The following is a 17284-nucleotide window of genomic DNA, read 5'->3' on the forward strand; positions in this document are numbered from 1 at the left end:
TGGTTCGTTGTCAGCGCGACAGGAAGGTATTGCTTCGCGTCTTGCGCGCAATCGCAAAGCCGCGCGCGACCATGTCGGCAATACAATCCTCTCGCCATTCGTTTTGTGACAGATGCTCGATCACCACCGCGCGGGGCCACAACGATTGCGGCGCGTCGCGAAAGAAGCCGATCAGCACACGGTCCTCAAAGCCCTCGACGTCGATCTTGAGCGAATCGACTTGGCCGATGCCGGCCTCGTCGAGGATGCGCGTCAGCCGCAGCGACGGCACCTTGATCGCCTCAGCGCTGGCCGTGCCGGTGACGACATGGGTGGCACCGAGATTGCCGCCGCCGCTCTCGATCATCAGCTCGCCGTCGCTGTCGCCAGCGGCGGCCTGCACCAGGCGCACCTGCGTCGCGTTCGATGCGGCGTGGTTGAAGGAGAGCCGTCCAAACGTCAGCGGATGCGGCTCGATCGCGACCACCTTGCCGGATGTACCGACCTGCCGCGCCATCACCAGCGCAAACGTGCCGACATTGGCACCGACATCGACGAACGTGCCGCCCATTGGCGTGTACTGGCGCAGGAAGTCGAGCTCATCGAGATTGTAATCGGGATTGAACAGCGCGCCGCGCTCGGTTGCACTGCCCTGGTGGTAGAATCGGAACGAGGCGCCCTGATACTGCACGTCGAGGGGACCGCCGCGCAGCAGATTGACCAGCCGCGACATCCAGGGCCGGAATGCGCCGCGCTTCAGCCCCGATTGTTGCGTGAGGCGAATGATCGCGGCCTGCGCCGCGTTCGGCGCAAAGGCGCCGAACGGCGCGGACGAAAGGGCATTGTCGGGCGTCAAGCAGGCGGTCCTCTTTGCAGGCGGCGCATGCATAGCCGGTTTCGGTGGGGACTCCAACGCTCCATAACCGGTGTCGTCCCCGCCTAGTGCGCAATTGCGCACGGGGAGCGAGGACCGAGCAGCTGTCACGCGAGACTCCCACTCCGAGTCTTCGCCAAATTGCTGCCTGTGGCTACGGATCCCGGATCTGCGCTTCGCTTGTCCGGGACGACAATGTGTCACGCAGCCTTCTTCGGCGCCGGCTTGCGCTGCCGCAGGAAGCGGCCGAGCAGCTTGCGCTTGCCCTTGCGCGGGATCAGGTTGATATCGCTGACGAGCTTTGCGCCGCCCTTGCGCCGCTCCAGCACGATCTTGCGGCTGTGGAAGGCCTCGAGCTCGACGCGATGCGCGACGCTGACGACGGTCGCCTTGGGCAGCTCGTCGGTGACCATCTGCATCATCTTGTCCTGGCTCTTCTCGTCGAGCGCCGAGGTCGCTTCATCGAGCACGACGATGTCGGGGTTGTGCAACAGCAGCCGCGCGAAGGCGAGGCGCTGCTTCTCGCCGCCGGACAGTGTCTGGTCCCACGGGGCTTCTTCCTCGATCTTCTCCTTGAGGTGGTCGAGGCCGACCTTGTGCAGCGCTTCGCCGATCTCCTCGACGGTCCAATCGTCCTCGGCGCCGGGATAGGCGACTGCGCGGCGCAAGCTGCCCGAGGGCACGTAGGGCCGCTGCGGCAGCATGAACAGCCGCCGGTCAGGATGGAAATTGACGCTGCCGCCGCCCCATGGCCACAGCCCTGCGATGGCGCGCACCAGCGTGCTCTTGCCGGTGCCGGATTCGCCGGCGACGAGCAGCCGCTCGCCGGGCGCGACCACCACTTCGGTCTCGCCGACCACCGCCGTGCCGTCGTCGAGCGTGACGGAGAGGTCGTTCAGCTCGAGCATCGCATCGTTGCTGGTTTCGCCGCGCTTGATGCGGCCGATTCCGTCGCCCTGCTCGGCGCGTTCGAGACCGTCGAGCGACATCATCAGTGAGGCGATGCGGCGCGCGCAGGCATTCCAGTCAGCGAGCCGCGGGTAATTGTCGACCAGCCAGCCGAACGCGCTCTGCACGATGGTGAAGGCCGAGGCCGCCTGCATTACCTGTCCGAGCGTCATGCTGCCGTCGAGGAATTTTGGCGCGCAAAGCAACAGCGGCACCACCGGTGCAACCAGGCTCGAGCCCTGCGACACCAGCGTGGTGCGCATGTGTTGTCCTGCGAGCCGCGCCCATTGCCGCAACACGTTGGTAAAGTTGCGATCGATACCGCCGCGCTCTTCTTCCTCGCCGCCAAGCAGCGCGATGCTCTCGCCGTTCTCGCGCACGCGCGTCAGCGTGTAGCGGAAATCGGCTTCGGCCTGATTTTTGTCCTCGGAGACCTGCACGAACTGACGGCCGATCGTCAGGATCGAGCCGGAGGCGATTCCCGCATAGAGGATCGCGGCGATCACGAGGAAGCCGGGAATGGTAACGGCGGAGCCACTGATCGTGACGGTGAGCGCGCCGCCGATGGTCCAGAGCACGACGATGAAGGTCACGGCCGACAGCAGCGCCGAGGTGACGCCGGCGAGGAAATCGACCGGCGAATCGGTCGAGATGCGTAGATCCTCTGCGATCCGGTACTCCGGATTCTTGTGGTCGCCGTCCACCAGGTTGAGCTGGTAGTAGCGGCCGTTCTTGAGCCAGCGCGTCAGCACGCTTGCCGTGAGCCAGGCGCGCCAGCGCCGCTGGATGCCCATGCGTGCAAACACTTGCGCCACGCCGAGCACGATGCTGCCGATCGCGAGCGGGAAGAACACCGCAGTGAGGTGAAACACGGTGGATGCATCACGCTTCTCGATCGCATCGAAGATCGCGCGATTCCAGACATTGATGCCGTATTGGAAGGCCACGGTCAGGACGATCAGCACGCCGAGACCAATCGAGTAGAGCCATGCCAGCCGGTCGCCGTTGCGGCCCCAGAAGCCGCGGGCGCTGATCCAGAAGCGCGTCAGCAGGTAGTCCTTGCGGGCCTGCTCAGCCTCCTCTGGCGAGAGTTCAGGATCGGGCTCAACGACCTCCGGAGGCGGCGGCGCGACCTCATCGCCGTTCTCGCCCTTGATCTCGACAATGGGCGGCTTCCTGCCCTGTTCGCGCTTTCCGGCCGGCTTTTGCATGACCGATAACGCAAAAGAAATCAAACGGTTCCCGAGAGTTCCGCGCCGGGCATCATTCGGCGGCGCCGTCGCGCACGCGGCGTAGTCGCGCCGCTGTGTGCAGCACGCGCGACAGCTCCTTGATCGAGTAAGGCTTTTGAACCAGTTCGAAGCCGAGGCTTCCCTCCTGCGATAGCGCCTCGCTGTAACCGGTCGTCAGCACGATCGACACACCGATGCCGCGGTCGCGGATCGCATGCGCGAGATCGAGTCCGGTCATCCCCGGCATCACCACGTCCGAGAACACGACGTCGAACCGATCCGCGTCCACGACCAATTCGGCCAGCGCATCGTTGGCATTGTCGACCAGCGTGATGCTGTAGCCGAGTTCGGTGAGGCCGTCGGCGGCGAAATTGGCGAGCTCGATATTGTCCTCGACCACCAGCACCGACATGCCGCTGCCGGCCGCCGCGGGTGCCGTGTTCGGCGCTTGCTGTTGCGGCAGCAGGTCCGCCGGCACGCGCGGCAGATAGAGCGAGAACGTGCTGCCCTGTCCCACTTCGCTCGTGACCGTCACCTCGCCGCCCGACTGCCGGGCGAAGCCGAACACCTGGGACAGGCCGAGGCCAGTGCCGTGGCCGACCTGCTTGGTGGTGAAGAACGGCTCGAAGATGCGCCCGAGCCGCGCGGCGGGAATGCCGATCCCGGTGTCGGTGACGACGACGCTGATAAAGCCGTGACTACACACAAGATGCGACAGCGTGTCCGGAACGGTCGTTGCCGGTTCGATCCTGAAGGCGATTCTGCCCATGCCCTGCATGGCATCGCGCGCATTGGTCGCCATGTTGATCAGGGCCGTCTCGAACTGGCTGGCATCGGCATTGACGAGGCACGGCTCCGCCGGCAGCCGTATCGTGATCTCGATGGCCGGGCCGAGCAGCGTGGCGAGCATGTCGTGCAGCGACTGCATCCGCTCGCCGACGTCGAACACTTCGGGTTTCAGGGTCTGGCGCCGCGCAAAGGCGAGGAGCTGCGAGGTCAGCCTTGCGGCGCGTGCGACAGCATCCGCAATCGCGGTGATGTAGCGCTGGCGCCGCTCCTCCGTCAGCTGCGGCCGGTTCAACAGGTCGACGGAGGCGCGGATCACCGTCAGCAGATTGTTGAAGTCGTGCGCGACACCGCCGGTGAGCTGGCCGAGCGCCTCCAGGCGCTGGCTGTGCTTGAGCGCCTCCTCGGCCTCGCGCCGCCTTGCAGCCTCAAGCTGGAGATGCTGGGTGCGCCGGAAGGCGAAGGCGAGCAGCAGAAACAGCAGCGCCGTGGCCGGAATGCCGAACACCAGATGCTGGCCTATGGTCGCGTACCAGCGTGCGCGAATGGCGGAGGTCTCCAGTCCCGCGCTGACATAGATCGGATATTCGGCGATGCGCCGGTAGCCGATGCGGCGCTCGATCCCGTCCGACGGCCAGGCGATGGTCATGAGGCCATGGTCGGCGTGTGCGGCGATCTGCTGCCCGACCGGCCCGGTCGGATCGAGCCGAAGATCACGGTCGAGCTGGGGAAAATGGGCGAGCAGCACACCGTCGGTGCGTCCCATCGCGAAGAAGCTGCCGGGATCGGAGCCGATCCTGGCGTAAAAGCTCTCGAAATATTCCGGCAGGACCGACGCCTGGATCACGCCGATGAAGCTGCCGTCGTCGGTTTCGCGGCGCCGGCTCACGCCGAAGAAGCGCGCGCCCTGATAGGGCTGGCGCGGCGCCAGCGACGCCCCGATGAAGCTTCCGATGTTCTGGTCGACATGAGCAACGAAATAGTCGCGGTCCGCGAAACTCTGCTCCGGCGGCGGCGAGATGAGGCTGTTGACCAGCGATTTTCCGTTTGCATCGAAGATCCAGGCCGATTTGAGCTGAGGCAGCGCATCGGTCAGGCGCTTCAGGCGGCGGTGCAGCGCCGGCTCGCGCGCGCGAATGACCTCGTCGGGAAGGCCACGCACCACCTCGTTGATCTCGGCAAGGCTGCGGTCGATGGTCTCAAACACCTTGAGCGCGTGTTCATGCGCAACATCGAGCGTGCGCTCGATCTCACGGTCGGCAGTGTCTTTGGTCGACGTGTAGGAGATCGTGGCAGCGATGCCGAACAGCGCAATCGGAAGCGCCAGGGATGCAGCCATCATCCACTGCAACAGTCTCAGCGAATTGCGTTGCGCGCCCTGCACGGTCGCTCCGGTCCCCCGACCAGAGAGCTTACTTGAATTTCGCGCTGGGAAGGAAGCGGCTTATGGCGGGAACCGAAGGTTGCAATCCGGCGATTCGCCCGCGGCACGGCGTGGGAGAAAAATTTCCTAAAATCCGCACTGACTGTAGAATGCCCCGGCCATTCGGGCCGGGGATCGAGGCGTGAATGGCAGATCCTAGATCTGGCGCTCGACCATCTTGAGCTTGAGCTCGGCGATGGCTTCGGCCGGATTGAGGCCCTTCGGGCAGGCCTTGGAGCAGTTCATGATGGTATGGCAGCGATAGAGCCGGAACGGATCCTCGAGATTGTCGAGGCGCTCTCCAGTGGCCTCGTCGCGGGAGTCGGAGACCCAGCGATTAGCCTGGAGCAGAGCGGCGGGACCGAGATAGCGGTCGCTGTTCCACCAATAGCTCGGGCACGAGGTCGAGCAGCAGGCGCAGAGAATGCATTCGTAGAGGCCGTCGAGCTTCTCGCGGTCCTCGTGGCTCTGCTTCCATTCCTTTTGGGGCGTCGGCGAGGTCGTCTTCAGCCACGGCTCGATTGAGGCGTACTGCGCGTAGAAATTGGTCAGATCAGGGACGAGGTCCTTCACGACCGGTTGGTGCGGCAGCGGGTTGATCTTGACCGCACCGTCCTTCACGTCGTGCATCGAGCGTGTGCACGCCAGCGTGTTTTGGCCGTCGATGTTCATGGCGCAGGAGCCGCAGACGCCTTCACGGCAGGAGCGGCGGAAGGTCAGCGACGGGTCGATGTGGTTCTTGATCCAGATGAGGCCGTCCAGCACCATCGGACCGCAATCTTGGGTGTCGACGTAATAGGTGTCGACGCTCGGATTCTTGCCGTCATCCGGATTCCAGCGATAGACGCGGAATTCGCGCGTTTCAGTCGCGCCCGAAGGCTTCGGCCAGGTCTTGCCGCCGGTGATCTTGGAGTTCTTCGGAAGTGCGAATTCAACCATTTCGATAAGGCTTTCGCTGTTCGCTCAGTACACGCGCGCTGTTTCAGTAAACGCGAGCTTTGGGCGGGATGTACTGCACGTCGTTGGTCATGGTGTAGTCGTGAACCGGGCGGTACTCGATCTTGACCTTGCCGGAATCTTCCAGCCAGGCCAGCGTGTGCTTCATCCAGTTCTTGTCGTCGCGCGCGGAGAAATCTTCGCGCGCGTGCGCGCCGCGGCTCTCGGTGCGGTTGGCGGCCGAGTTCATCGTCACCACCGCCTGGGAGATCAGATTGTCGAACTCCAGCGTCTCGATCAGGTCGGAATTCCACACCAGCGAGCGGTCGGACACGGCGATGTCGGTAATGCCGCTGTGGACCTTCTCGATCAGGTTCTGGCCTTCGCTCAGAATGTCGCCGGTGCGGAACACCGCGCAATTGTTCTGCATCACATGCTGCATGCCTTCGCGCAGTTTTGCGGTGGGCGTGCCGCCGGATGCGTAGCGGTAATGGTCGAGGCGGCCGAGCGCGAGGTCGGACGAGCTCGCCGGCAGCTCCGGCTGGCTGGCATTGGGCGTGAGCTTTTCAGCGAGCCGCAGCGCTGCAGCACGGCCGAACACGACGAGGTCGATCAGCGAGTTGGAGCCGAGGCGGTTAGCGCCGTGCACGGAGACGCAGGCGGCTTCACCGATCGCCATCAGGCCCGGAATGGTCGCGTTGTCGTCGCCCCCCCGCTTGGTCAGCACTTCGCCATGATAGTTCGTGGGGATGCCGCCCATGTTGTAGTGCACGGTCGGCACGATCGGAATCGGCTCGCGCGTCACGTCGACATTGGCGAAGATTTTTGCGGATTCGGAGATACCCGGCAGACGTTCGGCCAGCACCGCGGGATCGAGATGGTCGAGATGAAGGAAGATGTGGTCCTTCTTCTTGCCGACGCCGCGACCTTCGCGGATCTCGATGGTCATCGCGCGCGAGACGACGTCGCGCGACGCCAGATCCTTTGCGGACGGTGCGTAGCGCTCCATAAAACGCTCGCCCTCGGAGTTGACGAGATAGCCGCCTTCGCCGCGCGCGCCTTCGGTGACGAGACAGCCCGAGCCATAAATGCCGGTCGGGTGGAACTGCACGAACTCCATGTCCTGCATCGGCAGGCCGGCGCGCAGCACCATGCCGCCGCCGTCACCGGTGCAGGTGTGCGCCGAGGTGCAGGAGGCGTAGGCGCGGCCGTAGCCGCCGGTCGCGAGGATCACGGTCTGGGCGCGGAAGCGGTGCAGCGTACCGTCGTCGAGCTTGAGCGCGATGACGCCGCGGCAGGCGCCCTGGTCGTCCATGATCAAATCAATGGCGAAGAACTCGATGAAGAACTCGGCTGCGTGGCGCAGCGACTGGCCGTACATCGTGTGCAGCATGGCGTGACCGGTGCGGTCGGCGGCGGCGCAGGTGCGTTGCGCCTGGCCCTTGCCGTAGTCCATGGTCATGCCGCCGAACGGGCGCTGGTAGATCTTGCCGTCCTCGGTGCGCGAGAACGGCACGCCCCAATGCTCGAGCTCGTAGACCGCCTCGGGCGCGTTGCGCACCATGTATTCGATCGCGTCCTGGTCACCGAGCCAGTCCGACCCCTTCACGGTGTCGTACATGTGCCAGCGCCAGTCGTCCTTGTGCATGTTGCCGAGCGAAGCCGAGATGCCGCCCTGGGCCGCGACGGTGTGCGAGCGGGTTGGAAAGACCTTGGTGATGCAGGCGGTTTTCAGGCCGGCCTCGCTGCAGCCGACCGTGGCGCGCAGGCCCGCGCCGCCGGCGCCGACCACGACGACGTCATAGGTGTGGTCTTCGATCGGATAGGCTTTGCCGTTGGTGGCGGGAGCGGCGTTGCCCTTGCCATTCGTCTCTGTGGCCGATGTTCCGGTTGTCATGGCTTACACTCCGGATGAGATCTTGATGATCGCGTAGGTCGAGGCGAGCGCGACGGCGATCGAGAAGAAATTGTTGAGCATGACCGAGATGAGCTTCAGCTTCTCGTTGTGGACGTAGTCCTCGATCACGACCTGCATGCCGATCTTCATGTGCCAGGCGCTGGCGACGATGAAGAGCAGCATGATCACCGCGATCGGCAGCGAGCCGAGGATCACCTTGGCGCCCGCCTGGTTGCTGCCGAGCGTCATCATGACGACGATGATCACCGGCAGCATCAGCAGGGTCATCGCGACGGCGGTGATGCGCTGACGCCAGAAGTCGGAGGTGCCGGAATGCGCGGCGCCGAGATTGCGGACGCGGCCGAGCGGGGTGCGCATGCTGCGCTTCGGGGTGTCGGGTGCGCTCATCGTACACCTCCGATCGCGTAGGCGATGATCCAGATCAGGATCGTCAGCACGATGCCGCCGATCAGGGCGCCCCAAGTCAGGGCCTCGCGCTCATTGGCCTTGAAGCCGTAGCCAAGGTCCCACACCAAATGCCGGATGCCGCTCAACATGTGGTGCATCAGCGACCAAGTGTAGCCGAACACGATCAGCCGGCCGATGATGCTGCCGGTGAACGCCTGGACGGTGGCGTAGGCGTTGTGGCCGGAGGCTGCGGCGACCAGCCACCAGACCAGCAGCAGAGTTCCGGCGTAAAGTGCGATACCGGTGGCGCGATGGACGATGGACAGCGCCATCGTCAACGTCCAGCGGTAGACTTGCATGTGGGGTGAAAGCGGTCGTTCGATCCGTGCGGTCATGTGCTTTTGATGTTTATGGCGGCCCAGCTGGGGGCGCTCGGGGATCGCGAAAGGTCGGCTCTATTTACGGAGTCGATTTGGCCTGTGCAATCACCAATTCGCCATAAATCGAACCGGAGTTCAGCGCTACAGCGTTGATGAAACAGGGCCAATCGGCTTCTTGGTATACCAGAGCTGATGGCCGCTGGTTATAAAAAGAATTAAAATTCACTCCTTACTGCATCCACCCGGGCGCGTTGAAATCGCTATTGGAACACCTCTAAACGGACCATGCCGTCCAAACTGCGCAAAGCGTGGCTCAACCATCGCCCTTGCCTCCGTCCGCCAGGTCTCGACCCGCTAACCCATCCCTTTTCGTGGTTCGGCCCGGATATGCGCAGCCTGCATTCCACCCCAGCCGGAAGGCGCGGCGTGTCGACCGGACCAGCCAGATCGCCTACAGGACTGCGAACAGCGCTCTCCGGGCAAGCGAATCGGAGACGTTGCGACCAGTCGCCGGGGCAGGTCAGGGGTGATTGCAGGTCTTGATATCAAGGACATCGTCGAGCTCGCGCTGTTGCTGATTGCAACCGGCGCGCTCTCGGGATTTTTGGCCGGCGTATTCGGCATCGGCGGCGGTGCGATTCTCGTGCCGGTGTTTTATGAATGCTTCCGCATCGCCGGCGTGCCGCTCGAGGTGCGCATGCCGCTCTGCATCGGCACCTCGCTCGCCGTGATCATCCCGACCTCGATCCGTTCGTTCCAGGCCCATTACAAGCGCGGCGCCGTTGACGTCTCGATCCTGCGCATCTGGTGGCTGCCGATCGTGATCGGCGTCGTCGCCGGCAGCGTGATCGCGCGCTACGCGCCGGAGCGGCTGTTCAAGATCGTGTTCGTCTGCGTTGCGTATTCTGCCTCGGCGCGTCTCATTTTCGCGCGCGAGGGCTGGAAGTTCGGCGACGATCTCCCCCAGGGCCCGCTGATGCGCGCGTACGGCTTCTGCGTCGGTATCCTCTCGACACTGATGGGTATCGGCGGCGGGCTGTTTTCGAACCTGCTGATGACCTTCTACGGCCGTCCGATCCATCAGGCGGTCGCGACCTCATCGGCGCTGGCGGTACTGATCTCGATCCCCGGTGCGCTCGGCTACATCTATGCCGGCTGGCCCGCGGCCGCGACCTATCCGGCCGTCGCGGCGCTGCAAATCCCGTTCGCGCTCGGCTACGTCTCGCTGATCGGCGCGGTGCTGGTGATGCCGATGAGTTTGGTCACGGCGCCCCTCGGCGTAAGAGCCGCGCATGCGATGTCAAAGCGGACGCTGGAAGTGGCGTTCGGCTGCTATCTATTTATCGTCGGCAGCAGATTTGTGATGAGCTTGTTGGGCGGGCAGTAGCCGCCACGACCTCCGTCATTGCGAGCGCAGCGAAGCAATCCAGAATCTCTCCGCGGAGGACCGTCTGGATTGCTTCGTCGCAATTGCTCCTCGCAATGACGAGGCGAGAGAGCATTCGGCATACCAAGTGAGTGGGCGTCGGTCTGACAGACCGTCTAGTCCTTCAATCGCACTTCGCTGTGGAGCCACGATTGGAGATTGCCAATGCCTTCGATGCGATCGGAGTCGGAAAGCACTTTCAATCGCGCAGCAATCCTTTTGTCTTCGATCGGCAAGCCCAGCTCTTTGCAACGATCCATCACAAGAGAGACCATCATGGCGGTCTTCCGCCATCTCGGTTTCATGACCGAGAGAATAATCTCATCGAATTGTTCCTCGGTCACCGATGGCGGCAGCTGGACTTCGTCCCACGTGAGCTCGCAGACAAATCTAAGCGGCTCTCTATCGGACTTTGGGGGCTCCAGATCCGGATACTGATCGTAGATCGGCTGGAGCAACTCGTCCTCTAGAGCGCCTACGACTTCGTCGAGCCAGTCCCCAGTTCGATCCGCTCGGCCTTGGCAAGCCCCGCGATGGCCATTCGGGCCTGGTCGAGCGCCTTGTAGGCAGCAAGGAGATGATGGTTGATCCGGACAGCCTGCTCGAGTTTCATGTCCCCACCCCAGAGCGATTTCGCCCCTATTTCTTCGCGTAAATATCCTTGTACGTGTCTCGCAGCACGTTCTTCTGCACCTTGCCCATGGTATTGCGCGGCAGTTCGTCGACGACAAAGACGCGCTTGGGCATCTTGAATTTTGCCAGTCGCCCGTCGAGCGCCTTCAGGACCGAGGCTTCGCTGACATCGGCGCCCTTGTTGCAGACCAGCACGGCGGTGACGCCCTCGCCGAAATCGGCATGGGGCACGCCGATCACGGCGGATTCAATCACGCCCGGCATGGCGTCGATCTCGCTTTCGATTTCCTTGGGGTAGACGTTGAAGCCGCCTGAGATCACGAGGTCCTTGCCGCGGCCGAGGATGTGAACGTAGCCGTTGGCGTCGATCTTGCCGAGGTCGCCGGTAATGAAGAAGCCGTCGTCACGGAATTCGGCCTTTGTCTTCTCAGGCATGCGCCAATAGCCTTTGAACACGTTCGGGCCCTTGACCTCGATCATGCCGATCTCATCGCGCGGGAGCTCCTTGGCGGTCTCGGCGTCAGTGACGCGCACGGAAACGCCGGGGAGGGGAAAGCCGACCGCGCCGGGCACGCGCTCGCCCTCATACGGGTTCGACGTGTTCATGTTGGTCTCGGTCATGCCGTAGCGTTCGAGCACGGCATGGCCCGTGCGCGCCGACCATTCCCGATGAGTTTCGGCCAGCAGCGGCGCGGAGCCCGAGATGAACAGCCGCATGTGCTTGGTGGTGTCGCGCGACAGCGCGGTATTCTGGAGAAGCCGCGTATAGAACGTCGGCACGCCCATCAGCACCGTGGCGCGCGCCATCAGCTTGATGATCAAATCCGGATCGAGCTTCGGCAGGAAGATCATCGACGCGCGCGCGAACAGCGTCACGTTGGTGGCCACGAATAGGCCGTGGGTGTGGTAGATCGGCAGCGCGTGGATCAGCACGTCCTTGTCGGTGAAGCGCCAATAGCCGACCAGCGAGAGCGAGTTCGACGCGAGATTGTCGTGCGTCAGCATCGCGCCCTTGGAGCGGCCGGTGGTGCCCGAGGTGTAGAGGATCGCGGCGAGATCGTCGTTTTCGCGCGGCACCGTCGCAAACTCGCTGCTCCCCTTGTCGGCGGCTTCCGTCAGCGAGCCCTTGCCATCGGGTCCGAGCGTCTCGACCTTGGCCTTCACCTTGGCAGCGATCGGGGCGAGGCCCTCGGCCTTGGAGGGATCACAGACCACCAGCGACGGCTCGGCATCGCCGATGAAGTAATCGAGCTCGTTCAGCGTATAGGCCGTGTTGAGCGGCAGATAGACCGCGCCGGCCCGCACGGTGCCGAGATACAGCACGATATTGGCGACGGATTTCTCGATCTGCACCGCGACGCGGTCGCCGGGCTTCACGCCGCGCGCGACCAGCACATTCGCCATCTGCCCGGCCCGCGCGATCAGGTCCCCATAGCTGATATGGGCGCCGTCCTGCGTCTCGATCGCGAGGCGTTTGGGATCGTCCAGGCCGTCGAACAGGCGGGAAAACAAATTGGCGTTGGCAGCTTGGTTCATGCAAGATTTCCTCGACCGCAAGGCTTGTACTACACGGCACATCAGACAAGGCCGGTCAAAACCGAGGGCTGGATTAGCAAAAACCGCCCCAATGAAGCAACGGAGACAGTTTGCATGACCAAAAACGGGAAACGCGTGGCCTGGGTCACGGGCGGTGGCAGCGGGATCGGGGAGGCCGGCGCCGAGGCGCTCGCGGCCGACGGCTGGATCATCGTGGTCTCGGGCCGCCGCAAGGACGCCCTGGATACCGTGGTTGGGAAGATCACTGGGGCGGGCGGGGCGGCCGAGGCCGTCGCGTTGGATGTGTCCAATGCGCTCGAGGCCCAGAAGGCGGCCGATCAAATCGTCGCCAAGCACGGCCGGATCGACCTGCTCGTGAACAATGCCGGCATCAATGTCCCCAAGCGGAGCTGGAAGGACATGGAACTGGACGGCTGGGACAAGCTCGTCCAGGTCAACCTCAACGGCGTGCTCTATTGCATGCGCGCGGTGCTGCCGACGATGCGCAAGCAGCAGGACGGCTCGATCATCAACGTCTCGTCCTGGGCCGGCCGTCACGTCTCGAAGATGCCGGGCCCGGCCTACACCACCACCAAACATGCGGTGCTGGCCCTGACCCATTCCTTCAACATGGACGAATGCGTCAACGGCCTGCGCGCCTGCTGCCTGATGCCGGGCGAGGTCGCGACGCCGATTCTGAAGCTGCGCCCGGTGGTGCCGAGCGAGGCGGAGCAGGCGAAGATGCTGCAGTCCGAAGACCTCGGCCGCACCATCGCGTTCATCGCGTCGATGCCGCCGCGCGTCTGCATCAACGAGCTCCTGATCAGCCCGACGCACAATCGCGGGTTCATTCAGACGCCGAACAACAGGGATTGAGGCGCGGTCGGAGCCGCGAATTCGTCATTGCGAGCGAAGCGAAGCAATCCAGAAATGTATCCGCGGAGGCGGTCTGGATTGCTTCGTCGCAAGTGCTCCTCGCGATGACGGTGGATCGACCACACGGATGCGCCGCTACATAGTTTCACGCATCACGATAAATTATTTCCCGAAACCGCATCGCAAACCCTCCCGTAGTTCGGATCAACGACGGCACTGCTGCATCACCTCACGCCATCGCAGCCACCGTTGTTGCCCAACTCAACGCCGGCCATCGCCGGTCACAATTCAATCGGGAGACTCTCCATGTCGAAGCGCATTGCCTATCTCACCGCCGCCGCCTTCAGCGCCCTGGCCATCACCGCGACCGTCGTCGCGCCCGCCCGCGCCGAGGAAAAGACCGTCATGGTCGGCGGCGCCGCGATGTTCCCGTCCAAGAACATCGTCCAGAATGCCGTCAACTCGAAGGACCACACCACGCTGGTCGCGGCGGTGAAGGCCGCCGGTCTGGTGCCGACGCTGGAAAGCAAGGGCCCGTTCACGGTGTTCGCGCCGACCAACGCCGCCTTCGGCAAGCTGCCGGCCGGCACCGTCGACAATCTGGTCAAGCCTGAGAACAAGGCGACGCTGACCAAGATCCTCACCTACCACGTCGTGCCCGGCAAGCTCGAGGCCTCCGACCTCACCGACGGCAAGAAGATGAAGACCGCCGAAGGCGAGGAGCTGACGGTCAAGAAGCAGGACGGCAAGGTCTGGATCGTCGATGCCAAGGGCGGCACCTCGATGGTGACGATCTCCAATGTCAACCAGTCCAACGGCGTGATCCATGTGGTCGACACCGTGCTGATGCCGGCGACGTAACACCGCGAAGTCCGGTTTCATCCCCCAAGACCGGATGCGACGAAAAGCGAGCCGGGGGCACCCGGCTCGCTTTATTGTGACCACGATAGCCCGTGGGCATCGATTCGATGGCCGGAGGAGCGTAACGAAAGCGGAAGCATCGGCGTATAATTGCTGTCACACGACGTTCAGGACGGAACCACCATGTCGAGCCTCACAGTCAGCGACGAGCAGGTCAGCGCCACCCCGGCCAAAGTGATCCAGCCAGCCTGGGTCCGAATCATGCACTGGGTCAACGCGTTTGCCATGATCCTGATGATCCTGTCGGGCTGGCAGATCTACAACGCCTCGCCGCTGTTCGGCTTCAGCTTTCCGCGCGAGTACACGCTCGGCGGCTGGCTCGGCGGCGGCCTGCTCTGGCACTTTGCGGCGATGTGGCTGCTGATGATCAACGGCCTCGCCTATCTCGTCACCGGTTTTGCCACCGGCCGCTTCGCTAAGAAGCTGCTGCCGATCACGCCGTCGGGGGTGCTCCACGACGTCAGGGCGGCACTGACCTTCAAGCTCGGCCATGCAGATCTCACCGTGTATAATTACGTGCAACGCGTGCTCTATGCTGGCATCATCGTGGTCGGCGTGCTCATCGTCCTCACGGGCGTCGGAATGTGGAAGCCGGTACAGCTGCACTGGCTTGTGATGCTGTTCGGCGATTATCCGACTGCGCGCTATGTCCACTTCTTCTGCATGGCCTCGATCTGCGCGTTCCTCGTCATTCATGTGATCCTTGCGCTGCTGGTGCCGAAGAGCCTGCGCGCGATGATCATTGGCCGCTGATTAGGAGAACCATCATGGCCAAGCGCTCATTCCTGATCCCCGGCGTCGACAAGCGGTTGCTGATCAAGGATTCCATCAAGACGATGCCTGACGTCACCCGCCGCCGCTTCATCGCCGGCGGCGCCAGCCTGGGTGCGCTGACGCTGCTCACCGGCTGCGATGTGGTGGATTCGTCGTCGGCCGACGCGCTGCTCGCGAAGGTCTCGAAATTCAACGACGCGGTGCAGGCCTTCATCTTCAATCCCGACGCGCTCGCACCGACCTTCCCGGAGAGCGCGATTACAAAACCGTTTCCGTTCAACGCCTATTACGATCTCGACGACGCGCCCGAGGTCGACGGCAAAGACTGGAAGCTTGAAGTGCGCGGTCTCGTCGACAACAAGAAGTCCTGGACGCTGGACGAGCTCTACAAGCTGCCGCAGGTCTCGCAGATCACGCGCCACATCTGCGTCGAGGGCTGGAGTGCGATCGGCAGTTGGACCGGCACGCCCTTGCGCGATTTCCTCAAGCTGATCGGCGCCGACACGCGTGCAAAGTACGTCTGGTTCCAGTGCGCCGACAAGGACGGCTACAACTCGCCGCTCGACATGCGCAGCGCGCTGCATCCGCAGACCCAGATGACGTTCAAATACGCCAACGAGATCCTGCCCCGTGCCTACGGCTTCCCGATGAAGATCCGGGTGCCCACGAAACTCGGCTTCAAGAACCCGAAATACGTGGTCTCGATGGAAGTCACCAATGACTACAAGGGCGGCTATTGGGAAGACCAGGGGTACAATTCGTTCAGCGGGAGTTGAGAGCTTCGTCGCCTGCGCGCCGTGACGAACCCACCCATCGGACGGCGCGAGCACGAAAAGACGGTGGGCACAGCGCTTTGCGCCTTTGCCCACGCTGCGGGAGCTTGCTAAGACGCATCCCTCATGCGTTTTTCCCTGACAACCTGGAACATCAATTCGGTGCGGCTGCGCATCGATCTGGTCGCGAAATTCCTCAAGGGCGCACGGCCGGACGTGCTGTGCCTCCAGGAGACCAAGTGCATCGACGACGCCTTTCCGCTGAAGCGCTTCAAGCGGCTCGGCTACGAGCACGTCGCGCTGAACGGGCAGAAGGGCTATCACGGCGTCGCCATCGTTTCGAAGATTCCGTTCGAGTCGACGGACATCCGTACCTTCTGCGACAAGGTGGATTCGCGGCATATCTCGGTCTCGTTCGGCGAGAAGGCCAGCATCGCAAAGCCGCTGGTGGTGCATAATTTCTACGTGCCCGCCGGCGGCGACATTCCCGATCCCGCGCTGAACGAGAAATTCGACCACAAGCTTCGCTTCCTCGACGAGATGAAGGCGTGCGAGCCGCTGCATCCGCGCGGTGAGGATCGTCACATCCTGGTCGGCGATCTCAACGTCGCCCCGCACGAGAACGACGTCTGGTCGCACAAGCAGCTTCTGAAAGTCGTCTCGCATACGCCTGTCGAAACCGAGAAGCTGAATGCGGCCCTCGCAGCGGGCGAATGGGTAGACGTCGCACGCGATCGCATCCCGATGTCGGAAAAGGTCTATACTTGGTGGAGCTATCGCTCCGCCGACTGGACCGTCGGCGACCGCGGCCGCAGGCTCGACCACATCTGGGTCTCGCGCGCGCTGAAGGATGCGGTCAGCGATTTCAAGATTCTTCGCGACGCGCGAAGCTGGGAGCGGCCGTCGGACCATGTGCCCGTCACGGTGACGCTGGAGGTTTGATCTCTCCCGTCATTCCGGGGCGCGCGTTGTGCGCGCCGGAATGACGGGCGGAAAGACCTACGACGTCAGCTTCGCGCCCGCCATCAAGATATCGCTCGCAATCTGACTCGATCGCACCGCGAATTCATCGCGCAGACGTACGGCCGCCGCAGGGTCGCTTTCGAGCACGCGCTGGAACAGGCTGCGTGCGACGCGGATGACGGAGGCATGCTCCAGCGCGATCGCGCTCGACGGCCGCTTCATCGGCACCACCAGCGCGAGCTCGCCGATCAGCGCGCCGGGGCCTGCGATCATCTCGGCGCCGGCGCCGTCATCGACGCGGAAGGCGCCGCGCTGGACCACGTAGCCGGCATCGGCATCATCGCCGAGATTGAACAGGGTGTCGCCGCGGACGAAGTTACGCTGCTCGGAGCCGATCGCCAGCATGCGCAACGAGGCGTCTCCCAACAGGCGCAGTGTCGGGACACGCTCGAGAAGCGCTACGTCGTCGTCGATTGACATTCAGATCCGAGGTTCAAGGGCACGCGATCTAAAACGATT

Annotated in this window: 17 protein-coding genes; 6 read left to right on the top strand and 11 right to left on the bottom strand. The window is 63.4% G+C overall.

Annotation, left to right across the window (positions count from 1 at the left end):
• Positions 1 to 10: 10 nt before the first annotated feature.
• The 7 genes from IVB29_RS03790 to sdhC form a co-directional block, all read right to left on the bottom strand.
• Positions 11 to 835 carry an FkbM family methyltransferase gene (locus IVB29_RS03790; RefSeq protein WP_247502050.1) on the bottom strand — a complete coding sequence of 275 codons (825 nt, stop codon included), beginning with the start codon at positions 833 to 835 and terminating at the stop codon, positions 11 to 13.
• Positions 836 to 1053: 218 nt separating this feature from the next.
• Positions 1054 to 3012 (bottom strand): ABC transporter ATP-binding protein/permease, encoded by a 1959-nt coding sequence (locus IVB29_RS03795; RefSeq protein WP_247502051.1) that lies wholly within the window; start codon positions 3010 to 3012, stop codon positions 1054 to 1056.
• Positions 3013 to 3064: 52 nt separating this feature from the next.
• A complete protein-coding gene (locus IVB29_RS03800) occupies positions 3065 to 5203 on the bottom strand; it encodes a hybrid sensor histidine kinase/response regulator (protein WP_247502052.1) in 2139 nt (712 codons plus the stop codon).
• 195 nt (positions 5204 to 5398) lie between these two features.
• Positions 5399 to 6181, bottom strand: a complete 783-nt coding sequence (locus IVB29_RS03805) for a succinate dehydrogenase iron-sulfur subunit (protein ID WP_247502053.1) — start codon at positions 6179 to 6181, stop codon at positions 5399 to 5401.
• A 43-nt stretch (positions 6182 to 6224) separates the two neighbouring features.
• Positions 6225 to 8075 carry a succinate dehydrogenase flavoprotein subunit gene (gene sdhA / locus IVB29_RS03810; protein WP_247502054.1) on the bottom strand — a complete coding sequence of 617 codons (1851 nt, stop codon included), beginning with the start codon at positions 8073 to 8075 and terminating at the stop codon, positions 6225 to 6227.
• A gap of 3 nt (positions 8076 to 8078) precedes the next feature.
• On the bottom strand, positions 8079 to 8483 hold the full coding sequence (gene sdhD, locus IVB29_RS03815) for a succinate dehydrogenase, hydrophobic membrane anchor protein (protein ID WP_247502055.1): 405 nt from the start codon (positions 8481 to 8483) through the stop codon (positions 8079 to 8081).
• A complete protein-coding gene (gene sdhC, locus IVB29_RS03820) occupies positions 8480 to 8878 on the bottom strand; it encodes a succinate dehydrogenase, cytochrome b556 subunit (protein WP_247502056.1) in 399 nt (132 codons plus the stop codon). Before sdhC ends, sdhD begins: the two co-directional genes overlap by 4 nt.
• 511 nt (positions 8879 to 9389) lie before the next feature.
• Between sdhC and IVB29_RS03825 the strand changes: the two genes are divergently transcribed.
• Complete coding sequence (locus IVB29_RS03825; RefSeq protein ID WP_247502057.1) at positions 9390 to 10250, top strand: sulfite exporter TauE/SafE family protein; 861 nt, start codon at positions 9390 to 9392, stop codon at positions 10248 to 10250.
• A gap of 155 nt (positions 10251 to 10405) precedes the next feature.
• Here IVB29_RS03825 and IVB29_RS03830 read toward each other — a convergent pair whose 3' ends face one another.
• The 3 genes from IVB29_RS03830 to IVB29_RS03840 are packed head-to-tail and all read right to left on the bottom strand — an operon-like array spanning position 10406 to position 12458.
• Positions 10406 to 10747 (bottom strand): DUF3658 domain-containing protein, encoded by a 342-nt coding sequence (locus IVB29_RS03830; protein ID WP_247502058.1) that lies wholly within the window; start codon positions 10745 to 10747, stop codon positions 10406 to 10408.
• A gap of 17 nt (positions 10748 to 10764) precedes the next feature.
• Positions 10765 to 10902 carry a hypothetical protein gene (locus IVB29_RS03835; protein ID WP_247502059.1) on the bottom strand — a complete coding sequence of 46 codons (138 nt, stop codon included), beginning with the start codon at positions 10900 to 10902 and terminating at the stop codon, positions 10765 to 10767.
• 26 nt (positions 10903 to 10928) lie between these two features.
• A complete protein-coding gene (locus tag IVB29_RS03840; protein ID WP_247502060.1) occupies positions 10929 to 12458 on the bottom strand; it encodes a malonyl-CoA synthase in 1530 nt (509 codons plus the stop codon).
• Positions 12459 to 12572: 114 nt separating this feature from the next.
• Here IVB29_RS03840 and IVB29_RS03845 point away from each other — a divergent pair, with 114 nt between their 5' ends.
• From IVB29_RS03845 to xth, 5 genes are all read left to right on the top strand, one after another.
• Entirely contained in the window at positions 12573 to 13334 is a 762-nt protein-coding gene (locus IVB29_RS03845) for an SDR family NAD(P)-dependent oxidoreductase (protein ID WP_247502061.1), read from the top strand.
• Between the two features lie 306 nt (positions 13335 to 13640).
• Positions 13641 to 14195, top strand: coding sequence for a fasciclin domain-containing protein (locus IVB29_RS03850; protein ID WP_247502062.1), 555 nt, complete (start codon positions 13641 to 13643; stop codon positions 14193 to 14195).
• 183 nt (positions 14196 to 14378) lie between these two features.
• Positions 14379 to 15008, top strand: a complete 630-nt coding sequence (locus IVB29_RS03855) for a cytochrome b/b6 domain-containing protein (protein ID WP_247502063.1) — start codon at positions 14379 to 14381, stop codon at positions 15006 to 15008.
• Positions 15009 to 15022: 14 nt separating this feature from the next.
• Complete coding sequence (locus IVB29_RS03860; protein ID WP_247502064.1) at positions 15023 to 15805, top strand: molybdopterin-binding protein; 783 nt, start codon at positions 15023 to 15025, stop codon at positions 15803 to 15805.
• A 123-nt stretch (positions 15806 to 15928) separates the two neighbouring features.
• A complete protein-coding gene (xth, locus tag IVB29_RS03865; RefSeq protein WP_247502065.1) occupies positions 15929 to 16744 on the top strand; it encodes an exodeoxyribonuclease III in 816 nt (271 codons plus the stop codon).
• Positions 16745 to 16801: 57 nt separating this feature from the next.
• Here xth and IVB29_RS03870 read toward each other — a convergent pair whose 3' ends face one another.
• Entirely contained in the window at positions 16802 to 17245 is a 444-nt protein-coding gene (locus IVB29_RS03870; protein ID WP_247502066.1) for a cyclic nucleotide-binding domain-containing protein, read from the bottom strand.
• Positions 17246 to 17284: the final 39 nt, after the last annotated feature.

Source organism: Bradyrhizobium sp. 1 (assembly GCF_023073315.1).
Lineage (GTDB): Bacteria > Pseudomonadota > Alphaproteobacteria > Rhizobiales > Xanthobacteraceae > Bradyrhizobium.

Excerpts from the sequence above, each read along its gene's own strand:
- sdhA (WP_247502054.1), bottom strand. The coding sequence starts at position 8,075 with ATGACAACCGGAACATCGGCCACAGAGACGAATGGCAAGGGCAACGCC.
- IVB29_RS03805 (WP_247502053.1), bottom strand. The coding sequence starts at position 6,181 with ATGGTTGAATTCGCACTTCCGAAGAACTCCAAGATCACCGGCGGCAAG.
- IVB29_RS03835 (WP_247502059.1), bottom strand. The coding sequence starts at position 10,902 with ATGAAACTCGAGCAGGCTGTCCGGATCAACCATCATCTCCTTGCTGCC.
- sdhD (WP_247502055.1), bottom strand. The coding sequence starts at position 8,483 with ATGAGCGCACCCGACACCCCGAAGCGCAGCATGCGCACCCCGCTCGGC.
- IVB29_RS03840 (WP_247502060.1), bottom strand. The coding sequence starts at position 12,458 with ATGAACCAAGCTGCCAACGCCAATTTGTTTTCCCGCCTGTTCGACGGC.
- IVB29_RS03850 (WP_247502062.1), top strand. The coding sequence starts at position 13,641 with ATGTCGAAGCGCATTGCCTATCTCACCGCCGCCGCCTTCAGCGCCCTG.
- IVB29_RS03845 (WP_247502061.1), top strand. The coding sequence starts at position 12,573 with ATGACCAAAAACGGGAAACGCGTGGCCTGGGTCACGGGCGGTGGCAGC.
- xth (WP_247502065.1), top strand. The coding sequence starts at position 15,929 with ATGCGTTTTTCCCTGACAACCTGGAACATCAATTCGGTGCGGCTGCGC.
- sdhC (WP_247502056.1), bottom strand. The coding sequence starts at position 8,878 with ATGACCGCACGGATCGAACGACCGCTTTCACCCCACATGCAAGTCTAC.
- IVB29_RS03795 (WP_247502051.1), bottom strand. The coding sequence starts at position 3,012 with ATGCAAAAGCCGGCCGGAAAGCGCGAACAGGGCAGGAAGCCGCCCATT.
- IVB29_RS03860 (WP_247502064.1), top strand. The coding sequence starts at position 15,023 with ATGGCCAAGCGCTCATTCCTGATCCCCGGCGTCGACAAGCGGTTGCTG.
- IVB29_RS03870 (WP_247502066.1), bottom strand. The coding sequence starts at position 17,245 with ATGTCAATCGACGACGACGTAGCGCTTCTCGAGCGTGTCCCGACACTG.
- IVB29_RS03855 (WP_247502063.1), top strand. The coding sequence starts at position 14,379 with ATGTCGAGCCTCACAGTCAGCGACGAGCAGGTCAGCGCCACCCCGGCC.